13 protein-coding genes and 1 tRNA gene are annotated in these 16,979 nt (G+C 61.8%); 6 read left to right on the forward strand and 8 right to left on the reverse strand.

What is annotated here, in order from left to right:
* The first annotated feature begins 41 nt into the window (after positions 1–41).
* On the forward strand, positions 42–365 hold the full coding sequence (locus SynA15127_RS08660; RefSeq protein WP_186483716.1) for a hypothetical protein: 324 nt from the start codon (positions 42–44) through the stop codon (positions 363–365).
* A 143-nt stretch (positions 366–508) separates the two neighbouring features.
* On the opposite strand, the gene SynA15127_RS08665 is transcribed toward SynA15127_RS08660, so the two are convergent.
* Positions 509–2,059 (reverse strand): SulP family inorganic anion transporter, encoded by a 1,551-nt coding sequence (locus SynA15127_RS08665; RefSeq protein WP_186483717.1) that lies wholly within the window; start codon positions 2,057–2,059, stop codon positions 509–511.
* A 34-nt stretch (positions 2,060–2,093) separates the two neighbouring features.
* Positions 2,094–3,275 (reverse strand): FAD-binding oxidoreductase, encoded by a 1,182-nt coding sequence (locus SynA15127_RS08670; protein WP_186483718.1) that lies wholly within the window; start codon positions 3,273–3,275, stop codon positions 2,094–2,096.
* Between the two features lie 60 nt (positions 3,276–3,335).
* On the opposite strand from SynA15127_RS08670, the gene SynA15127_RS08675 reads away from it, so the two are divergent.
* Together SynA15127_RS08675 and SynA15127_RS08680 are read left to right on the forward strand one after the other, a co-directional pair.
* Entirely contained in the window at positions 3,336–4,424 is a 1,089-nt protein-coding gene (locus SynA15127_RS08675) for a sirohydrochlorin chelatase (RefSeq protein WP_186483719.1), read from the forward strand.
* Positions 4,425–4,815: 391 nt separating this feature from the next.
* Positions 4,816–5,082: a DUF2811 domain-containing protein gene (locus SynA15127_RS08680; protein WP_186483720.1), complete on the forward strand. Its 267-nt coding sequence runs from the start codon at positions 4,816–4,818 to the stop codon at positions 5,080–5,082.
* On the opposite strand, the gene SynA15127_RS08685 is transcribed toward SynA15127_RS08680, so the two are convergent.
* From SynA15127_RS08685 to SynA15127_RS08710, 6 genes are all read right to left on the reverse strand, one after another.
* Positions 5,063–6,706, reverse strand: coding sequence for a GMC oxidoreductase (locus SynA15127_RS08685; RefSeq protein WP_186483721.1), 1,644 nt, complete (start codon positions 6,704–6,706; stop codon positions 5,063–5,065). The two genes, SynA15127_RS08680 and SynA15127_RS08685, sit on opposite strands and share 20 nt — an antisense overlap.
* Before the next feature lie 58 nt (positions 6,707–6,764).
* A tRNA-Met gene (locus tag SynA15127_RS08690) sits at positions 6,765–6,841 on the reverse strand.
* Between the two features lie 48 nt (positions 6,842–6,889).
* Positions 6,890–7,867 (reverse strand): asparaginase, encoded by a 978-nt coding sequence (locus tag SynA15127_RS08695; RefSeq protein ID WP_186483722.1) that lies wholly within the window; start codon positions 7,865–7,867, stop codon positions 6,890–6,892.
* An 18-nt stretch (positions 7,868–7,885) separates the two neighbouring features.
* Positions 7,886–8,380, reverse strand: a complete 495-nt coding sequence (locus tag SynA15127_RS08700; RefSeq protein ID WP_186483723.1) for a CGLD27 family protein — start codon at positions 8,378–8,380, stop codon at positions 7,886–7,888.
* Positions 8,377–8,751 (reverse strand): ribosome silencing factor, encoded by a 375-nt coding sequence (gene rsfS / locus SynA15127_RS08705; protein WP_186483724.1) that lies wholly within the window; start codon positions 8,749–8,751, stop codon positions 8,377–8,379. Before rsfS ends, SynA15127_RS08700 begins: the two co-directional genes overlap by 4 nt.
* The gene (locus SynA15127_RS08710; protein WP_043691773.1) at positions 8,744–9,379 is read right to left on the reverse strand and encodes a DUF3318 domain-containing protein; all 636 of its coding nucleotides are present in this window, start codon (positions 9,377–9,379) and stop codon (positions 8,744–8,746) included. The genes rsfS and SynA15127_RS08710 overlap by 8 nt, the downstream gene beginning before the upstream one ends.
* 116 nt (positions 9,380–9,495) lie before the next feature.
* Between SynA15127_RS08710 and carB the strand changes: the two genes are divergently transcribed.
* From carB to SynA15127_RS08725, 3 genes are all read left to right on the forward strand, one after another.
* Positions 9,496–12,810: a carbamoyl-phosphate synthase large subunit gene (gene carB, locus SynA15127_RS08715; RefSeq protein ID WP_186483725.1), complete on the forward strand. Its 3,315-nt coding sequence runs from the start codon at positions 9,496–9,498 to the stop codon at positions 12,808–12,810.
* Between the two features lie 513 nt (positions 12,811–13,323).
* Positions 13,324–16,260, forward strand: coding sequence for an Ig-like domain-containing protein (locus SynA15127_RS08720; protein ID WP_186483726.1), 2,937 nt, complete (start codon positions 13,324–13,326; stop codon positions 16,258–16,260).
* A 69-nt stretch (positions 16,261–16,329) separates the two neighbouring features.
* Positions 16,330–16,968: a DUF3386 domain-containing protein gene (locus tag SynA15127_RS08725; RefSeq protein WP_186485662.1), complete on the forward strand. Its 639-nt coding sequence runs from the start codon at positions 16,330–16,332 to the stop codon at positions 16,966–16,968.
* Positions 16,969–16,979: the final 11 nt, after the last annotated feature.

A 16,979-nucleotide genomic window follows, 5' to 3' on the forward strand; every position in this document is an offset into this window, starting at 1 on the left:
ATTGAAGCCTCTAGTTTCAGCTGATCTTCAGCGCCTTCTCCATGCCCGCCATCCCCTGGCTGGTGGCACCCTTGATCAGCCTGCTCTTGCAGATGCCTGCGATGGCCTGGGAGGAAGGCGACCGACAGGCTTACAACAACAAGATGGCTCTGCTGAAGGTGCTGGTGGATGGTGCCAAGGATCGCGCCACCAGCAGCGGCGACCTGGAAACCCTCTGCATCCTGATGAGCATCGGCAATGACGTGACGCTGCGTTATGTGCAGCTCAACCCCGCGGATCAGGTGATTCAGACGCGATTGTCAGGGATGCGCACCGATCTGACGAGCTGCCTGGCCGTTCTCTACAACCCTCTGGCCTCTCGCTGAGCCGCCATGATGCGGTCATCCGAGAACGCCTGATGGACACCGACCTTCTGCTTCCGTTGATCGGTGGTGGCGTGCTGATCCTGTTGATCGTGGGAGGCACGATCGTCATCGTCCTGCGCCCGAGTGACACCCCCCAACGCTGATCAGGCGTGAGCACTCTCCTGACCACCGATCCGCTCGAACAGATCGAGGCTTTCCTCGTTCAGACCGACCACCGAGACCGCTGAACCGCCGACGCGGAACTTGCGGATCACCTGGTCGAGAGCCGCCACGCCACTCTGATCCCAGATGTGAGCGGATGACATGTCGATGCTGATCCTGGCCGGGTGATCGTGCAGATCGAATCCCTGCACGAAATAGATCTTGCTGACGAAGAACAGCTGTCCCTTGACGCGGTAAAGCCGCTCTTCGTCGCTGAGATCGACCGTTTCCACCTGAATCACCTTGGCCACCTTGCGGCTGAACAGGATCCCCGCCAGAGCGACGCCGGCCAGCACACCAAGGGCCAGGTTGTGGGGGGTGGTGAGCATCGTCACCGCAAACGTCATCAGCATCACGGAGGTATCGCTCTTCGGGATCCGGCGGATGTTGCGCAGTCCGTTGAGATCCGCCGTGCTGACGGCGATGCTGATCATCACGGCCACGAGAGCCGCCATCGGGATCTGCTTCAGCCAGGGGCCGGCCAGCAGGATCATCGCCAGAAGGCTCACACCGGAGAAGAGCGTGGAGAGCCGCGTGCGCCCGCCGTTGTCGACATTCATCACCGACTGACCCACCAGCGCGCAGCCCGCCATGCCTCCGAACAGGGAGGAGACGATGTTGGCGATGCCCTGCCCGCGGGCCTCGACGTTTTTGTCCGTGGTGGTGTCGGTCTTGTCGTCGAGGATGTCCTGGGTCAGGAAGGTTTCCATCAGACCCACGAGGGAGATCGCCAGCGCCGTGGGAAGCACTATCCCAAGCGTGTCGAGATTGAAGGGGACGCCCCCCTCCCCGAACGGCAGGCTGAAGGAGGGAAGTCCGGAAGGCAGCGCCCCGAGGCTGCTGACGGTGGGAATCTCGAAGCCGAACCCGATGCTGATGGCGGTCAGCACGATGATCGCCACGAGCTGAGAGGGCACCACCCGCGTCAGTCGCGGCAGGCCATAGATGATCACCAGTCCGATCAGCACGAGCACGAGCACGATCGGGATCTGCCCCCCGTGGGGAAGTCCGGCAGTGGCGTCACCGTGATGAACATCCAGCCCAAGCTGCGGGAGCTGCGCCTGGAAGATCAGCAGCGCGAGCGCATTCACGAAACCGCTGAGAACACCCTGAGGAACGAAGCGCATCTGATAAGCCAGACGCAGATAGGCCCATAGGAACTGCAGGACTCCGGTCAGCAACCCAGCCACCATCAGGTACTGCACACCCAGACCGGCCCCTCTGGCCTCCCCGGTGGCCACCAGACCGGTCATCAGCAGCGCGGTGGAGCCGGTGGCGGAGGTGATCATCGCCATGCGCCCCCCCACCACCGCGATGGTGAGCGAGAGACAGAACGCACCGAACAATCCGACGGCGGGATCCACGCCGGCGATGCCGGAGAAAGCGATCGCCTCCGGAATCATCGCGAACGCCACCACAAGACCGGAAAGGACATCCCTGCTCGGATTGGCGAACCACTGATTCACCAACGAAGGACTGGAGCGTTGGGCCATGCTCTGTGACGCCGCGGGCAGCGGCGACCGTAGATCACAGCTGAGGCAGGTTGCCGGCGGGATCCAGACGTGCCTTCAGCAGCCGTAACTCCGACAGCCAGGGACCGAAGGCCAGCTCCAGCTCCCGTTGGTGAAAGGGCAGATGGTCATGCAGCTGGGCCAGGTGAACACCGGGACAGACTGTCTGGAGCAGCGCCCAGACCTCCTCGAGCCAGGCCAGGCTTCGCTCACGCGCCTCGGAATCGCCGGCCGACCAGACCGCCGTGATCCAGGGTTTCCAGACGGCATCGCGGTGCCGGAACGCCGAGGCATCGACCGGCACTCTCGCGGTGGCTCCACCGAGCTGCTGGGCTGACAGGCTGCAGAAACCGTCCGGGCTCCGGCGCATCAGCCTGGTCAGATCCGGAACCAGACGCCCCCAGCCCGCAGCAGCTGCCGGACCCAGCAGACCGACGACCTCACCATGGCGACGGTTTCCATCAACTGGAGACGATGCCAGAGAGGGAAGCTGATGCTGGCCGGCGATGGGCACTCCCCCCTCAAACGGCTCCAGGCTCACCTGCAGCCCCTGCACCTCGGATCCGCGCCAGCACCACTGAAGCGATTGCACATCGGGCCAGGACTCCGCCTCGGCGATCCACTCCCCAAGCTGTTCCGGCGGACCGGAACGCCGTGCCACCCACAGCGGAGTCAGCGGCAGGCAGGCCAGCGTGACGTCGGTGACGATCGCCAGAAACGGTGCTGCACCGCACAGGGCCCGCCACTCAGGTTGATCTGAAGGCTGCAGCGCGAAGCAGCGGCCGTTGCCCCAGACGCCGCGGACCTCGCTGAGCTGGTCGATGGCAAGTCCCCGGCGACGACTCAGAGGTCCCATGCCTCCGGTCAGCACATACCCCATGCCGGGATGTCCCGACAGGCCGGCCGTGATCGTGAGCCCCTCAGCCGCCAGCACCTCCAGCAGCGAGCCCATGGTCCGCCCCGCGCCGACCCGCACCGTCGTGCGATCAGGGGACAGCGTGAGGTCCTGGAATCCAGGACGCAGATCGAGACTCCAGCAGCCGTCGACAGCACAGCGGGAACTGGTGCCACCACTACAGACCCTCAGAGGACGGGGGCCACTCCAGGCCTGCAGCAGGGACGGCAAGTCCTCTGCCTTCGGAGAGATCACACCGGCGATGGCCGCATCAGCCGACTGGAGATTGAACAGATCCGACATGCACAGCTGGCCCCGCTTCGGCGAATAGGGTCATCCCATTCGATCAGTGGACCCGACGTCTTGACGGATCTCAGCACCGCAGGCTCCGAGGACAAGCTCGGGGTGCTGATCTGCGGCCATGGCAGCCGCAACCGTGTGGCGGTGGAGGAATTCGCCGGGATGGTCGAACTGCTGCGGCCTCGGCTGGCCCCGATGCCTGTCGAACACGGCTATCTCGAATTCGCCCGCCCGATCCTGCGCGATGGCCTTGAGGCGCTCAGGCAGCAAGGGGTGAACCGCATCCTGGCGATCCCGGCGATGCTCTTCGCGGCAGGGCATGCCAAGAACGACATCCCTTCGGTGCTCAACACCTACAAGGCGGAAACCGGCCTTCCGATCGATTACGGACGAGAGCTCGGTGTCGATCGCCTGATGGTGGCGGCAGCGGGAGCCAGGGTCCGTGAAGCGATCGAGCGTCAGAGCGATGCCGTACCGCTCTCGGAAACGCTTCTGGTGGTTGTCGGGCGGGGATCCTCCGATCCCGATGCCAACTCCAACGTGGCCAAGGTGACGCGGATGCTTGTTGAGGGCTTCGGGTTCGGATGGGGGGAAACGGTGTATTCGGGGGTGACCTTTCCGCTCGTGGAGCCCGGACTGCGCCACGTCGTCAGGCTCGGCTTCCGCCGCATCGTGGTCGTGCCGTACTTCCTGTTCTCCGGTGTCCTGGTGAGCCGCATCCGTCAGCACACCGAACGGGTGGCCCAGGACCACCCGGGGATCAACTTCATCTCCGCCGGGTATCTGGGTGACCACCCCCTGGTGCTGGAAACCTTCCGCGAGCGGGTGGACGATGTTCTCCGAGGTGACACCGCCATGAACTGCTCGCTCTGCAAGTACAGAGCACAGGTGCTGGGCTTTGAACAGGACGTCGGTCGGGTTCAGGAGAGTCACCATCACCATGTGGAGGGACTGGCGGAGAGCTGCACACTCTGCGAACGGGAATGCACCGGGGCCTGCCAGCCGGATGGAACCCCGATCGCTCACACCAATGAGCACGGTCATGACCATGCGCACGGACACGACCATGCGCATCACCCTCCTTATCCCCACAGCGACCACCCCCTCGGCCCGGCGAGCCTCGAACGTTCCGATTCTTCACAGAAGTCTTAAGAGAAAAGCATGGTCCGCCCATAGCGATTGCTCGGTTCTCGCAAGGGACGGATTGGACTTTTTTGATCATGAGATTTTCTGATCAATCCCCGGCGACGGGCGTTGTCCCCGGCTTTTCCACAGGCTGCTGATCAGCAGCCATCCCAAGGTCCAGTGGTGTCCGCCATCTCTGCCGATCCTGTGGGGAAGCCTCTTAACCCTCCGGAAAGGTTGACAAGTGCGGTGATGGTGCTCAACCGCGGATCAGCAGCGGCCCCCAGGCACCAAGCCCCCATCAATCACTGCTGTCTCATGCAGTCTCACGTGAATTTCCCAATTCGCTCATCCTTTTGACGCAGCACGGCCCGATGTGGCTTTCTTATTCGCAGTACGGGTTGAGCGACCTGCCTTGATGGATAGAAATCACCTTGAGCGATGCCATGACATGGGATTGGCCGCGACGACGACAGAGACAGTTCCGGCGTACGTGAGTCTCGAAACGGAGATCCCGGAGGTTCTCTACCGGGGGATGAAGGAGTTCATCGGAGGTCACCCCCACTGGGATCAGTACCGCGTGATGAGTTCCGCACTCGCCCATTTTCTGTTTCAGAACGGCTGCGAGGACCATGCCGTGATGGAGCGCTACCTGGACGACCTGTTCACTCGCCCCGAGAGCTGAGAGCTCTGCTGCAGGCGCGCCGGGCGATGGCCATCATCGTCAGGGTCGGGCTCTGCCAGGCCGAGGTCGGCCAGCAGGCTCCATCCACCACCAGCACATTCCGACATCCCCAGAGCCGGTTGTCCGGGTTCACGACACTTTCTGAGGACTGCTTCCCCATGGCGGCTCCACCCACTTCGTGGATGTAGTAACCCGGAGGAGCTGCCTGCTTCGACAGGGCGACAGCGCCGCCGAGAAACGGTTCCACGAACGGAAGGTGAAACAGTTCCCGGATCTCCAGCGCCTGCCCTTCGGCGGCTTCGATGCACTCCGCCATCGTGCGCTGCATGTGAGTCACCATCGCCCGTTCCGACTCGCCCCAGCGACAGTCGATGTGGGGCACCGTCACCCCCCAGCGATCGGTTGTGTCGCTCAACGTCACACGGTTCTCAGGCCGTGGTTCCACTTCACCGTGGCCGATCAGGAAGCCGGTGACCGTGCCGGGACGCCGCTGCAACCACGTCGGCGGATCGAAACGGCCGATGCCTCCCCAGAGTCCGTAACCGCCCTGGAACGACGCTTGGGAGAGATGACGCCCGAACGGCAGAAAGAAGCTTCCAGCTCCGCTGAGAGGCGGTTGCGGCCGCTCCCCGGAACCCGGCATGGCGAAGAACTGACTGGTGGAGACATGGTCCATCAGACGGGTCCCGAGCCGCCCAGAGGGATCCACCACAGCACCTCCTGATGAGAACTGACGTGTCCGCAACAGGATGGACAGGGTCTGAATCGTCGAGGCGCACAGGATGACGAGATCAGCACTCAGCGTTCTGCGCTCGCCGTTGGTCTGGTCAACGGCGACCACCGCGGTCGCCGTTGACGCATCCGCACTCAGACAGAGCCGCTCGACCATCTGATCGGCCATGACTTCGACGCGTCCGGTGGCGATCGCCCGCTGCAGCGTGCTGCCTCGGCTGCTGGAAGCTGGCCAGTCATCCGTCCGCTGCGGAGCATGAGGCGCGAATCCCCGCGACTGAATCACGGCATGGCCAAGACGTTCGCGGACCGCCTCAGCGAAGCGCTGCTCGGCGTCGGTGCTCGGCAGCGCGTCTGACATGGCACCGTCCGGAAGCTGAGCCAACCCATCCCTGGCACCGAAGACCCCGAGCTGCCGCTCCAGATCGCTGTAGTGCTGCTCCAGATCAGCAAAGCCGATCGGCCAGCGGATCACGCCTTCCTTGCCGCGGATCCCAGCAAAATCCTCGTCCGAGAGCCGCAGAGTGATGCCCCCCCAGGTGAGGCTGCGGCCTCCCACCTGCCAACCCCGGGTCCACAGGAACGGGCGCTCGACAGGGTGCTCATAGGGATGACGGCGTTCATCCGCATACAGCTCCGGGTTGGCCTTCCAGTAGCCGGGATGCTGTGCCTGACGTCGATGCCGGCCGCTGCTGATCCCCGCGAGCCGACGCAGCATGTTTCCGACCGGGGTTCCGAAGGCCACCGCACGGCTCAGATCCGGACCTGCCTCCAGCACGAGCACCCTGGCGCCCCCCTCGGCGAGGGTCATGGCAGCGACACCACCGCTCGCTCCGGAGCCGACGACGATCGCATCCCAGCTGGCGTTGACGTGCTCAGAAGAAGAGCTCACAGGCAACGGATCCGGTACAAAAAAAGATCCCCGGAGGGATCTTCAATCCAAACAGAAGTGGTGGCGGGGGGGAGATTTGAACTCCCGACCTTCGGGTTATGAGCCCGACGAGCTACCAGACTGCTCTACCCCGCGTTGCCCTCCGAAATCATACACATCGGTGTCGCCGGACACAGAATCCTTTCAGCTTTGCTGGAACTGCAGAGAACCGTTCACCTCGAGGTGCACGCCGGGATTCAGGATCAGAACCTGCTCTTCGAGCTCCTGAAGGCTCATGGGTGTGAGCCATTCCAACTGACGCAGCAGATGCAGCGCCACAGCCTGTTTGGCACGTCTAGAGCCGTCTTCCACCTTGATGGCGACCCCAAGGCCCTCACCGATGCGGCTGAGGCACTGAATGCCCTCGGCGCCTCCCTTGGAGAGCACCTGACCATGACTTCGTCCCATCAACTCGGTGTCGAAGCGGCCGGCACCGGCCACAAGATCAGGATGCGCCAGCATCGCCCGGCTGATCTGCTCCAGTTCCGCATGGCGCGAAGCCCCGAGATGGGCATAGAGAAGCGCCATCTGCGCCAGCTGCAGTCGCAGGGTCGGAGCACCGCAGTCATCCCGTGCCGCCACCAGCTCCGCTGCCGGCAGCCCCAGCAGTTCCGCCACCCTCCGGTTCACCTCCTTCTGCAGCGGATGGTCGCTCTGCAAATAGCTGTCGAGGGGCCAGGCCATTTTTCGACTCGTGGCCAGGAAGGCGGCGTGTTTGCCGGAGCAGTTGTGCTGCAACGGGCTGTCGGACCCTTCAGGAACGGGGCACTGCAGATGGGAGGCCTCCAGCTCAGCATTCCAGAGCAGCCTGAACGCCTCACGGGCATGCTCATTGCTGCCGGAGTGGGAAGCGCAGCTGATGGCGATGCCCCGATCACCGGCCTCCATCTGGGCAGCGGCCCCACTGCTCAGAAACGGCATGGCCTGGAACGGTTTCAGCGCGGAGCGGATGAAAGTCTCGTAACCGGGATCACCGGCAGACATCAGAACCCGTCCGCGCCCGTCACAGACAACAGCGTGCACCCTGTGCTTTGACTCGCCGATGCAGCCGCGGCAGAGAGTCACCTCCAATGGCGCAGTCCCGGAGCGCGATGCGCCGCTGAAACCGGAGGAGAGGGGCATCCTCGAACGAGCCTCGTTTCAGAGAGCCTGACAGAGGCTCGCCCCCCCCAGCATGAGTGCGGCGGCCAGGGCCATGGCACGTGCCAGCCGACCCAGGATCGGCCTCACCTCATGCCGGGCCACGAGCTGATCCTTCTCACGCCAGGACACGGGCTTCTCCCACGTCTGCCCGTCGTACCAGCCTGACTCCTCGTAATCCACCGATTCAGCCAGCAGGCGGCGCATCACGTAGGTCCAGCCAAGCCACTGGCGCATCAGCAGAAACAGAGGCAGAACGAGCGCTGCCACGCAAGCTGCCATCACCAGCCGCGGTGGGTCGCCACGCAACGTCCAGCTGCCGCTGGCGATCAGCGTGCAGACGGGAAGCATCAGCAACCATGCCGTTGCTAGACGCCAGCGCAAGCGTGGGTTATCCCCGGCAGGCCAGGAGAAGAACCAGGATTCCGTCAGCTGCTGGAACTCCTCCAGTGGACGCTGCTCAGGAGGAACCGGACAGGCGACGGACTCGGTCATGACCCCGCAGGAACATCCTGCGGCGAACCTAGAAACACCCGGGTCTCGCCGTGACTCCAGAAGGCCTCGAGGTCGTAATACCCCCGCTCGTCGGGCAGGAGCACATGAACGATGAGTTCGCCGTAATCGAGCAGCGCCCAGCGCCCCTCATTCAATCCTTCCTTTCGCAGCGGGAGTCGCTCCGCTTCGGTCTCCAGCCGGTCCTCGACCGAGCGAGCGATCGCCCGCACCTGCACATCCGACTGTCCTCCTGCGATCACCAGCCAGTCGGCCAGGCTTGAAACCTCGTCGACTCGGATCAGACGGATGTCCGTGGCCTTGCGGTCGTCACAGGCATCCGCAGCGAGCTCGGCAAGCTGTTCACTATCCATAGACGTTTTCGCTGGTGACGGAACTGCGGGATCCCTCCTGCTGTGCCATCTCGGCACGCGCCTTGCTGGCACTCTTACGCAGCGCCTCCAGGCGATCTTCATAGAAGCTGCGACGGCGCTTCTTGCGGGTCTGTTCCACCAGCTCCTTCAGCGCACCACCCAGACTGCGGTAGGCGTTCGGAACGCTGTATCCGAATCGGCAGGCCAGGTCGATGGCCCGCTCATCTGCGGTGATCGCATCCTGCAGACGCTTCTCGGAATTGTTCTTGAGGTAAAGGCGGTAACCAGCGAAACCCGAGAGCCCCAGGGCCATCAACAGGAGAAGGCCGTCCTGAACCCAGAGTTCGCCGATGGCACCACCCAAACCGATGGCGAGAGCAGCCATCTCCCAGCCATCCCTGGGGATCGTGTCGTTCTGAATGCGACCGACCTCATGCCAGAAGAGCAGGTTGCGGTGATCGAGAGCCATGCTGTCCCACTTTTCAAGATCCACCTGGATCTCGACTTCATCGCGGCCGATCTCTTCAAGGGTGATCAGCGGCGGGTCCACCGCGGCAGCGGACTCGACGAACACCCAGCTCTGCATTTCCGGTGGCAGCAGCCCCTTGAGGCGCTGGAGCTCACTCATCGCGTCTGGGTTCCCTTTGATCTTTCAAAGGTAGCGAGGCCCCGGTCCCTCACCGTTCATGCCGTGGGGGAACAGCTGCGTGAGAGGCTTTCAATGTCTGGCCCAGAACGACCTCCATGCCCCGGCGGACAGATCTGCAACGCATCCTTCTGCTGGGATCAGGCCCGATCGTGATCGGCCAGGCCTGCGAGTTCGATTACTCCGGAACCCAGGCCTGCAAAGCTCTCCGCGCCGAGGGATACCAGGTGATCCTGGTCAATTCCAACCCGGCATCGATCATGACCGATCCGGAAATGGCGGATCGGACCTACATCGAGCCGCTCACCCCGGATCTCGTGACGCAGGTGATCGAACGGGAACGTCCCGACGCCCTGCTGCCGACCATGGGCGGGCAGACCGCCCTGAATCTGGCGGTGACCCTGGCCGAGAACGGAACACTGGAGCGTTTCGGTGTCGAGCTGATCGGTGCCGATCTGCAGGCGATTCAGAAAGCCGAAGACCGCCTGCTGTTCAAGCAGGCGATGGAACGGATCGGCGTCAGGGTCTGTCCCTCCGGGATCGCCTCGTCCCTGGAGGAGGCTGAGGCCGTGGGTGCCGCCATCGGCAGTTTTCCCCGCATCATCCGTCCCGCCTTCACCCTTGGGGGCAGCGGCGGTGGGATCGCTTACAACCCGGAGGAATATGCGGCGATCTGCAAGAGCGGACTGGAGGCGAGCCCGGTTTCGCAGATCCTGATCGAGCAGTCCCTGCTGGGCTGGAAGGAATTCGAACTGGAGGTGATGCGCGATCAGGCCGACAACGTCGTGATCGTCTGCAGCATCGAAAACCTGGACCCGATGGGGGTTCACACCGGAGACTCGATCACGGTGGCCCCGGCCCAGACCCTGACGGATCGGGAATACCAGCGACTGCGCGACCAGTCGATCGCGATCATCCGCGAGATCGGAGTCGCCACCGGCGGCAGCAACATCCAGTTCGCCGTCAATCCCGTGAACGGCGATGTGGTGGTGATTGAAATGAACCCCAGGGTGAGCCGGTCCTCCGCCCTCGCCAGCAAGGCCACAGGCTTTCCGATCGCGAAGATCGCCGCTCGCCTCGCCGTTGGATACACCCTCGACGAGATCCTCAACGACATCACCGGCAAAACGCCGGCCTGCTTCGAGCCCACGATCGATTACGTGGTCACCAAGATCCCTCGCTTCGCCTTCGAGAAGTTCCGCGGAAGTCCGGCGATTCTCACCACGTCGATGAAATCGGTCGGGGAAGCGATGGCCATCGGACGCTGCTTCGAGGAGTCCTTCCAGAAGGCGATGCGATCTCTCGAGATCGGCCGGTCTGGCTGGGGCTGTGATCGACCGGAACCGGAGATCTCCGAGCGAGAGATCGACCGTCTGCTTCGGACCCCATCCCCGGAACGGATTCTCTGGGTTCGCACAGCGATGCTGCTCGGACGCAGTGATGACGACCTGCACAGGATCAGCGGGATCGACCCCTGGTTCCTGGCGAAGCTGCGACGGCTGATTGATGCGGAGCAGCAGCTGCTGAAGGGACGCGCCTTGGCGAGCCTGGATGCGGAGGAGCTTCTCCAGCTCAAACAGCTCGGCTTTTCCGACCGGCAGATCGCCTGGGCGACCGGTTCCACGGAGTTGGCGGTTCGGGATCGGCGTCAGACCCTCGGGGTGAACCCGATGTTCAAGACCGTCGACACCTGTGCCGCGGAATTCGCCTCGACGACGCCTTACCACTACTCCACCTACGAGAGGCCGCTGCAGAAACTCAATGACGCCGGTGAGCTGATCACGATGCCCCCTTCGAATGAGGTGCACAGCTCCGGATCGGGTCGTCGAATGATGATCCTCGGAGGTGGACCGAACAGGATCGGCCAGGGCATCGAGTTCGACTACTGCTGCTGCCACGCCTCCTTCGCGGCCCAGGAGAAAGGAATCAGCACCGTGATGGTGAACAGCAACCCAGAGACGGTCTCCACCGACTACGACACCAGCGACAGCCTCTACTTCGAGCCGCTCACCCTGGAGGATGTGCTGAACGTGATCGAGGCGGAGCACCCCGATGGCGTCGTGGTGCAGTTCGGCGGTCAGACCCCGCTCAAACTGGCGATCCCCCTGCTTGAGTGGCTGGACACGGACGCGGGACGTGCCACCGGGACACGCATCTGGGGCACCTCACCGGAATCGATCGATCACGCTGAAGACCGGGAACAGTTCGAGGCGATCCTCAGAACCCTGGAGATCCGCCAGCCGAGAAACGGCCTCGCCCGCAGCGAAGAGGAAGCCCGGAACGTCGCGACCAGGGTGGGGTACCCGGTGGTGGTCCGCCCCTCCTATGTGCTGGGAGGGCGCGCCATGGAAGTGGTGTTCGACGAAGAGGAACTGAACCGCTACATGCGTGAAGCGGTTCAGGTGGAGCCCGATCACCCGGTGCTGATCGATCAGTACCTGGAAAACGCCGTGGAAGTGGATGTCGACGCACTCTGTGACAAGGAAGGCAACGTGGTGATCGGCGGCTTGATGGAACACATCGAGCCAGCTGGTATCCACTCCGGGGATTCCGCCTGCTGCCTGCCCTCCGTTTCCCTTGGCGAAGAAGCCCTTGCGATCATTCGCGAGTGGAGCCGCGGGCTGGCCCTGGCACTCAAGGTGGAAGGACTGATCAACCTGCAGTTCGCCGTCCAGCGTGACAGCGAAGGACGGGAAATCGTCTACATCATCGAAGCCAACCCAAGAGCATCCCGCACGGTGCCGTTTGTCGCCAAGGCCACGGGGCAGCCACTGGCACGGATCGCCACACGCCTGATGGCGGGCGAAACCCTGGCCGAAGTCGGTTTGAATCATGAACCCAAGCCGCCCTTGCAGACCATCAAGGAGGCTGTGTTGCCGTTCCGACGCTTTCCTGGCGCGGACACGGTCCTGGGACCGGAGATGCGTTCCACCGGCGAAGTGATGGGTTCCGCCGACAGTTTCGGCATGGCGTACGCCAAGGCTGAGCTGGGGGCTGGTGAAGCCCTTCCAACCGCTGGAACCGTGTTTCTCTCAACCCATGACCGGGACAAACAGGCGCTGATCCCGGTCGCTGCCAGGTTGATCGAGCTCGGCTTCTCGGTGATCGCCACCTCCGGCACAACCAACGCCCTCGCGGAGGCCGGCCTGGCGGTGACATCCGTGCTCAAGGTGCACGAAGGGCGCCCGAACATCGAGGATCTGATTCGCTCCAAACAGGTGCAGCTCGTCATCAACACACCGATTGGCCGCCAAGCCGCGCACGATGACAAGTACCTACGACGTGCAGCCCTTGATTACGCCGTGCCGACCGTGACAACGCTGGCAGGTGCACGGGCCGCCGTGGAAGCGATCGCGGCCCTTCAGGGCCAGCCCACGCTGAGCATCCATGCCTTGCAGGATGTCCACAGCTGACCGGCCTGACGGGCAACCGGATCAGCAACAAGCATGACAAGCCGCACAGACGCAGACAGCGCGATCACGTCATCCAGTGCGTTTGTCACCGACGATGTGTTCAGTGGCCTGAATGAAAGCGTGTTGCTAATCTGATCAGGATGAGCCCGTAATGTCGTGAAAACAGGCTTAACCTCACGACAACACAATTGGGTTGACAACAACAGTGATATTTTATTACTTCAGTCATCCACCTCAGCCAGTGATCACCTGAACAGCAATCACGCACTGTCAGGTCAGGACGACGATCAAACAAGCCCTCTCGATCCGATCGTCCGAATCGGGAGCGTGGATGCGCCTTCTGCAACGAGCATTGAGAGGGTCATCACGATCCCCATCGACATCACAAAAATCGATGACGGGATCACATCGATCAACGGTTTCAATATCAAGGTTCATTATGATTCATCAGCTTTAAATCTCATTCAAAGCGAGGAAGAGTCGCTCGAGATCCTCGCCGACAACATCCCCCTGATGGATGCCATCTCACAGCTGAGTGGTTCGGCTGCCGGCTGGCTTGTGGATGCAGCGACGGAACAGAGCGGAGATGGTGCTTCCAAGCTCACCGCAGTGGCGGGAATGCTGACGGAAACAGCGACGGAGGGGGTGTTCCACATCGTCGGAGCCGGTCCTGTGGGACTGTCTGTGGACGATGCCGAGAGCATCAGTGAGTCCAACCCCCTCCATCTGGGCAGCCTCGTCTTCCGGGTACCGGCAGGAACCCTGGATCAGAGCATCGATCTGGATCTTCGGCTTGAAGAGGTCCTGATCACGGGATCGACGCAAGATCAGATCTCGGCAACTCTCACCACCACAGAGGTCATCGATGGTGTTCTCACATTGCAGAGCCAGGCCTCAACAACAGACACGACACCACCCAGCGTCAAGCTGACCCACTCCACGCTGACCACCTCGGCAACAGCCATCGTCACCGCCGTCCTTTCTGAAGGATCAGAGGATTTTTCTGCCACCGACCTGATCGCCACCGGGGGCGAAATCAGCAATTTCAATCCGATCAGCGCAACGGAATACACGGCCCTGTTCACACCGACCCCCCAGAGCACCGTCGATGGCACCGTGACCATCGGTGCCGGTGCGTTCTCCGATGCCGCGGGAAATCGGAACACAGAGAACGAGCTGGTCACGATCACGGTGAACACCTCGATCCCGTGGGTCTCGCTCACAACAACCGACGACAAGCTGACGGCAGGAGAGACCGCCCTGATCGGCGCCTCACTTTCGGAGGTCTCCGAGGATTTCGGCGAAGACGATCTCGATGTCAGCGGCGGGGTGCTCTCCGATTTCACTCAGGTGAACGAGCTTCGGTACACCGCGTTGTTCACACCGGCAGCAGACAGCACCAGCGATGGTGTGATTTCCGTTGCCATCGGGGCCTTCACCGATCTGGACGACAACAGCAACGCCACCGCCTCCGAGATCTCCATGGATGTGGAGACCACCGTTCCATCCGTCGTTTTGACGGCAAGTGGACTGGGATCCGATGCGATGCTCACCGTCGGGGAAAGCGCCACGATCTCCGCACAACTGTCGGAACGTTCACTCACCTTCACGGCAGACGACCTGATCGTGAGCGGCGGCGAGCTCAGCGACTTCCAGGCGATCAGCACCAGCCTCTACACCGCGACTTTCACCCCCTCCGTCAACAGCACGACCACGGGGATCGTGCAGGTGAACGCGGCAACGTTCTCCGACTTTGCAGGCAATGACAATGCCGACGACATAACCCTGTCCATCCCCGTTGAGACAACGGAACCTTTTCTGGTCTTCACCAGCTCAGACAACAACCTGAAAGCTGGCGAAACCGCAACGATCACCATCACACTCTCGGAGGAGTCTCCGGATTTTTCCCAGGACTCTCTGCTGATCCAGGGAGGAGAACTTTCCCAACTGCAAGCCAGCAGTGCCACGTCTTACTCCGGCATCTTCACACCATCCGCTGAAAGCACCACGGAAGGCCTTCTCTCCATTGCCATCGGGGAATTCTCAGATCTTGCCGGAAACACCAATAGCGCGGATGCCGTGATCAATCTCACGGTGGAAACCACCGTGCCGACCATCTCCTTCAGCAGCAGTGATGACATTCTGACGGCGGGAGAGAAAGCCACGATCCGAGCAACACTGTCAGAGCCGATCGCCACCTTTTCGGCAGACGACCTCCGCGTCAGCGGAGGTCAGATTTCAGATTTCGGCAAAGCCACGTCCAGCTTCAACAAGATCAGCGATTCGGAATACAGCTTCAACACCGTCAGTGACACGGAATACACCTTTGTCATGACGCCGACACCAGACAGCACGGACGATGCGTCGGTCTTTCTGGATGCCAACACCCTCACGGACGCTGCTGGAAATTCCAACACCACATCAGCCGACATTGTGATGACGGTGGAAACAACCATTCCAACCGTCGCGCTGAGCAGCAGCGATCCCACTCTGACGATCGGTGAATCAACGATCTTGGCGGTGGAACTCTCGGAACCTTCCTTTGATTTCACGTTGGATAACTTCAACGTTAGTGGCGGTGCACTCACGGATTTCACCGTTGTGAATGCCTCGCAATACACAGCACTGTTCACCCCTTTCTCCGACACCACAACCACAGCCAGCGCCGTGATTGAAGCCGGCAGCTTTTCGGATGCCGCCGGCAATCAGAACATCCAAGCTGAGTCGCTGATGCTCACGATTGACACGATCGCACCGGAACTCACCCTCAGCAGCTACCGCTCAACCCTCGGCATCGGTGAAAGCACACAGATCCGATTCACGCTGTCAGAATCCTCCAGTGATTTCGGACTCGACGATGTCTCTGTAAGCGGCGGAACCCTTTCAGCACTCTCCGGTGAGGGCACAACCTTTGAGGCCACCTTCACTCCCATGGTCAATGTCAAGACAACAGCAACATTGAAGGTGCTTGAAGAGAGATTCAGCGATACCTACGGCAATGGCAATCTCGCTTCAGACACGATTGCCATCGATGTGGACACCCTGATCGAGGCACCACCCATCCCCAACCGACCCCGACCCAGACAGTTGGGGCACCCGGAGCTGGACACTTCTGCCGCCATCAATCTGTCTGATCTCGTGACAGGTATGGCCCAGAGACAATCCGCCGAGGACATCCTCACTTACCTCGACAACACCGTCGCCGGTCTTTTTCAAGGGATCGCGCCATCTCTGGAGGAAGCCGACATTGATGGCGATGGGCAGCTCCATCCCTTCACCGATGGCATGGTCCTCTCGCTCTATGCGACATCAGCCGCTCTCGATGTTTCTGATTCTCAGCAGCTCATCTACGTCCCCGGTGCCTGGGAAGACAGCCACGAAACGGGTGTGCCCATCGTGAAGTCGCTGCTGGAGTCATCCTTCGGAACATTCCAGAACATGGCAGGCTGAACGCCACCGACGCTGGCTGGATAGGGTTGGTTGATCCGCAGAACCGTCGTGACCACATCCGCACCTGTGATGCCCGGAAGTGATCTGAAAACCGCCTTCCAACGCTGCTACGAGAATCGTTACACCTGGGAGCCAGGCTTCCAGGGTTACCGAGGCCGCTGCCTCTGGTTGCAGGGGGATCGCCAGGTTGAAGGAACATTCGAAGTCGGAGCCGACCTCAAGGCCCAGGTGCAGGGGATCGAGGATGCTGAGGTATTGAAAGCCGTGAATTCCCAACTCTGGGAAGTCGCCATCCATCGGGTGCGACGCAGCTTTGAGCAGACCCATGGTGAGAACACCTTCACCGCAGGCGAGACCGATACGGTGGGCACCGAGGTGATTGTGGGCGGCAAAAATGAAGGCGATCGTTATCGCATCAAGGACGACGTTGTGACGATGGTGCATCGACACATCCATGGAACGGTTGTGACGATCTTCACCACAGATGTCACAGACACTGGAGCCGGCTACCTCAGCCACACGTACACCAGTGCCTATGCCGACCCTGCCACCGGTGAGGCCCGGGGTGCGCGTAACAGGTTCACGGATACCTTCACCCAACTTCCCGAAGGAGGTCCCTGGGTGCTTCAGGAGCGCGTGATCGAGAACGACAACGATCCAGATGATGGCGGCCAGACCTTCCGCTTCGAAGATCTTCAAGCGCTTTGATTGGATTGCAG

This window comes from Synechococcus sp. A15-127 (genome assembly GCF_014280215.1).
GTDB lineage: Bacteria > Cyanobacteriota > Cyanobacteriia > PCC-6307 > Cyanobiaceae > Parasynechococcus.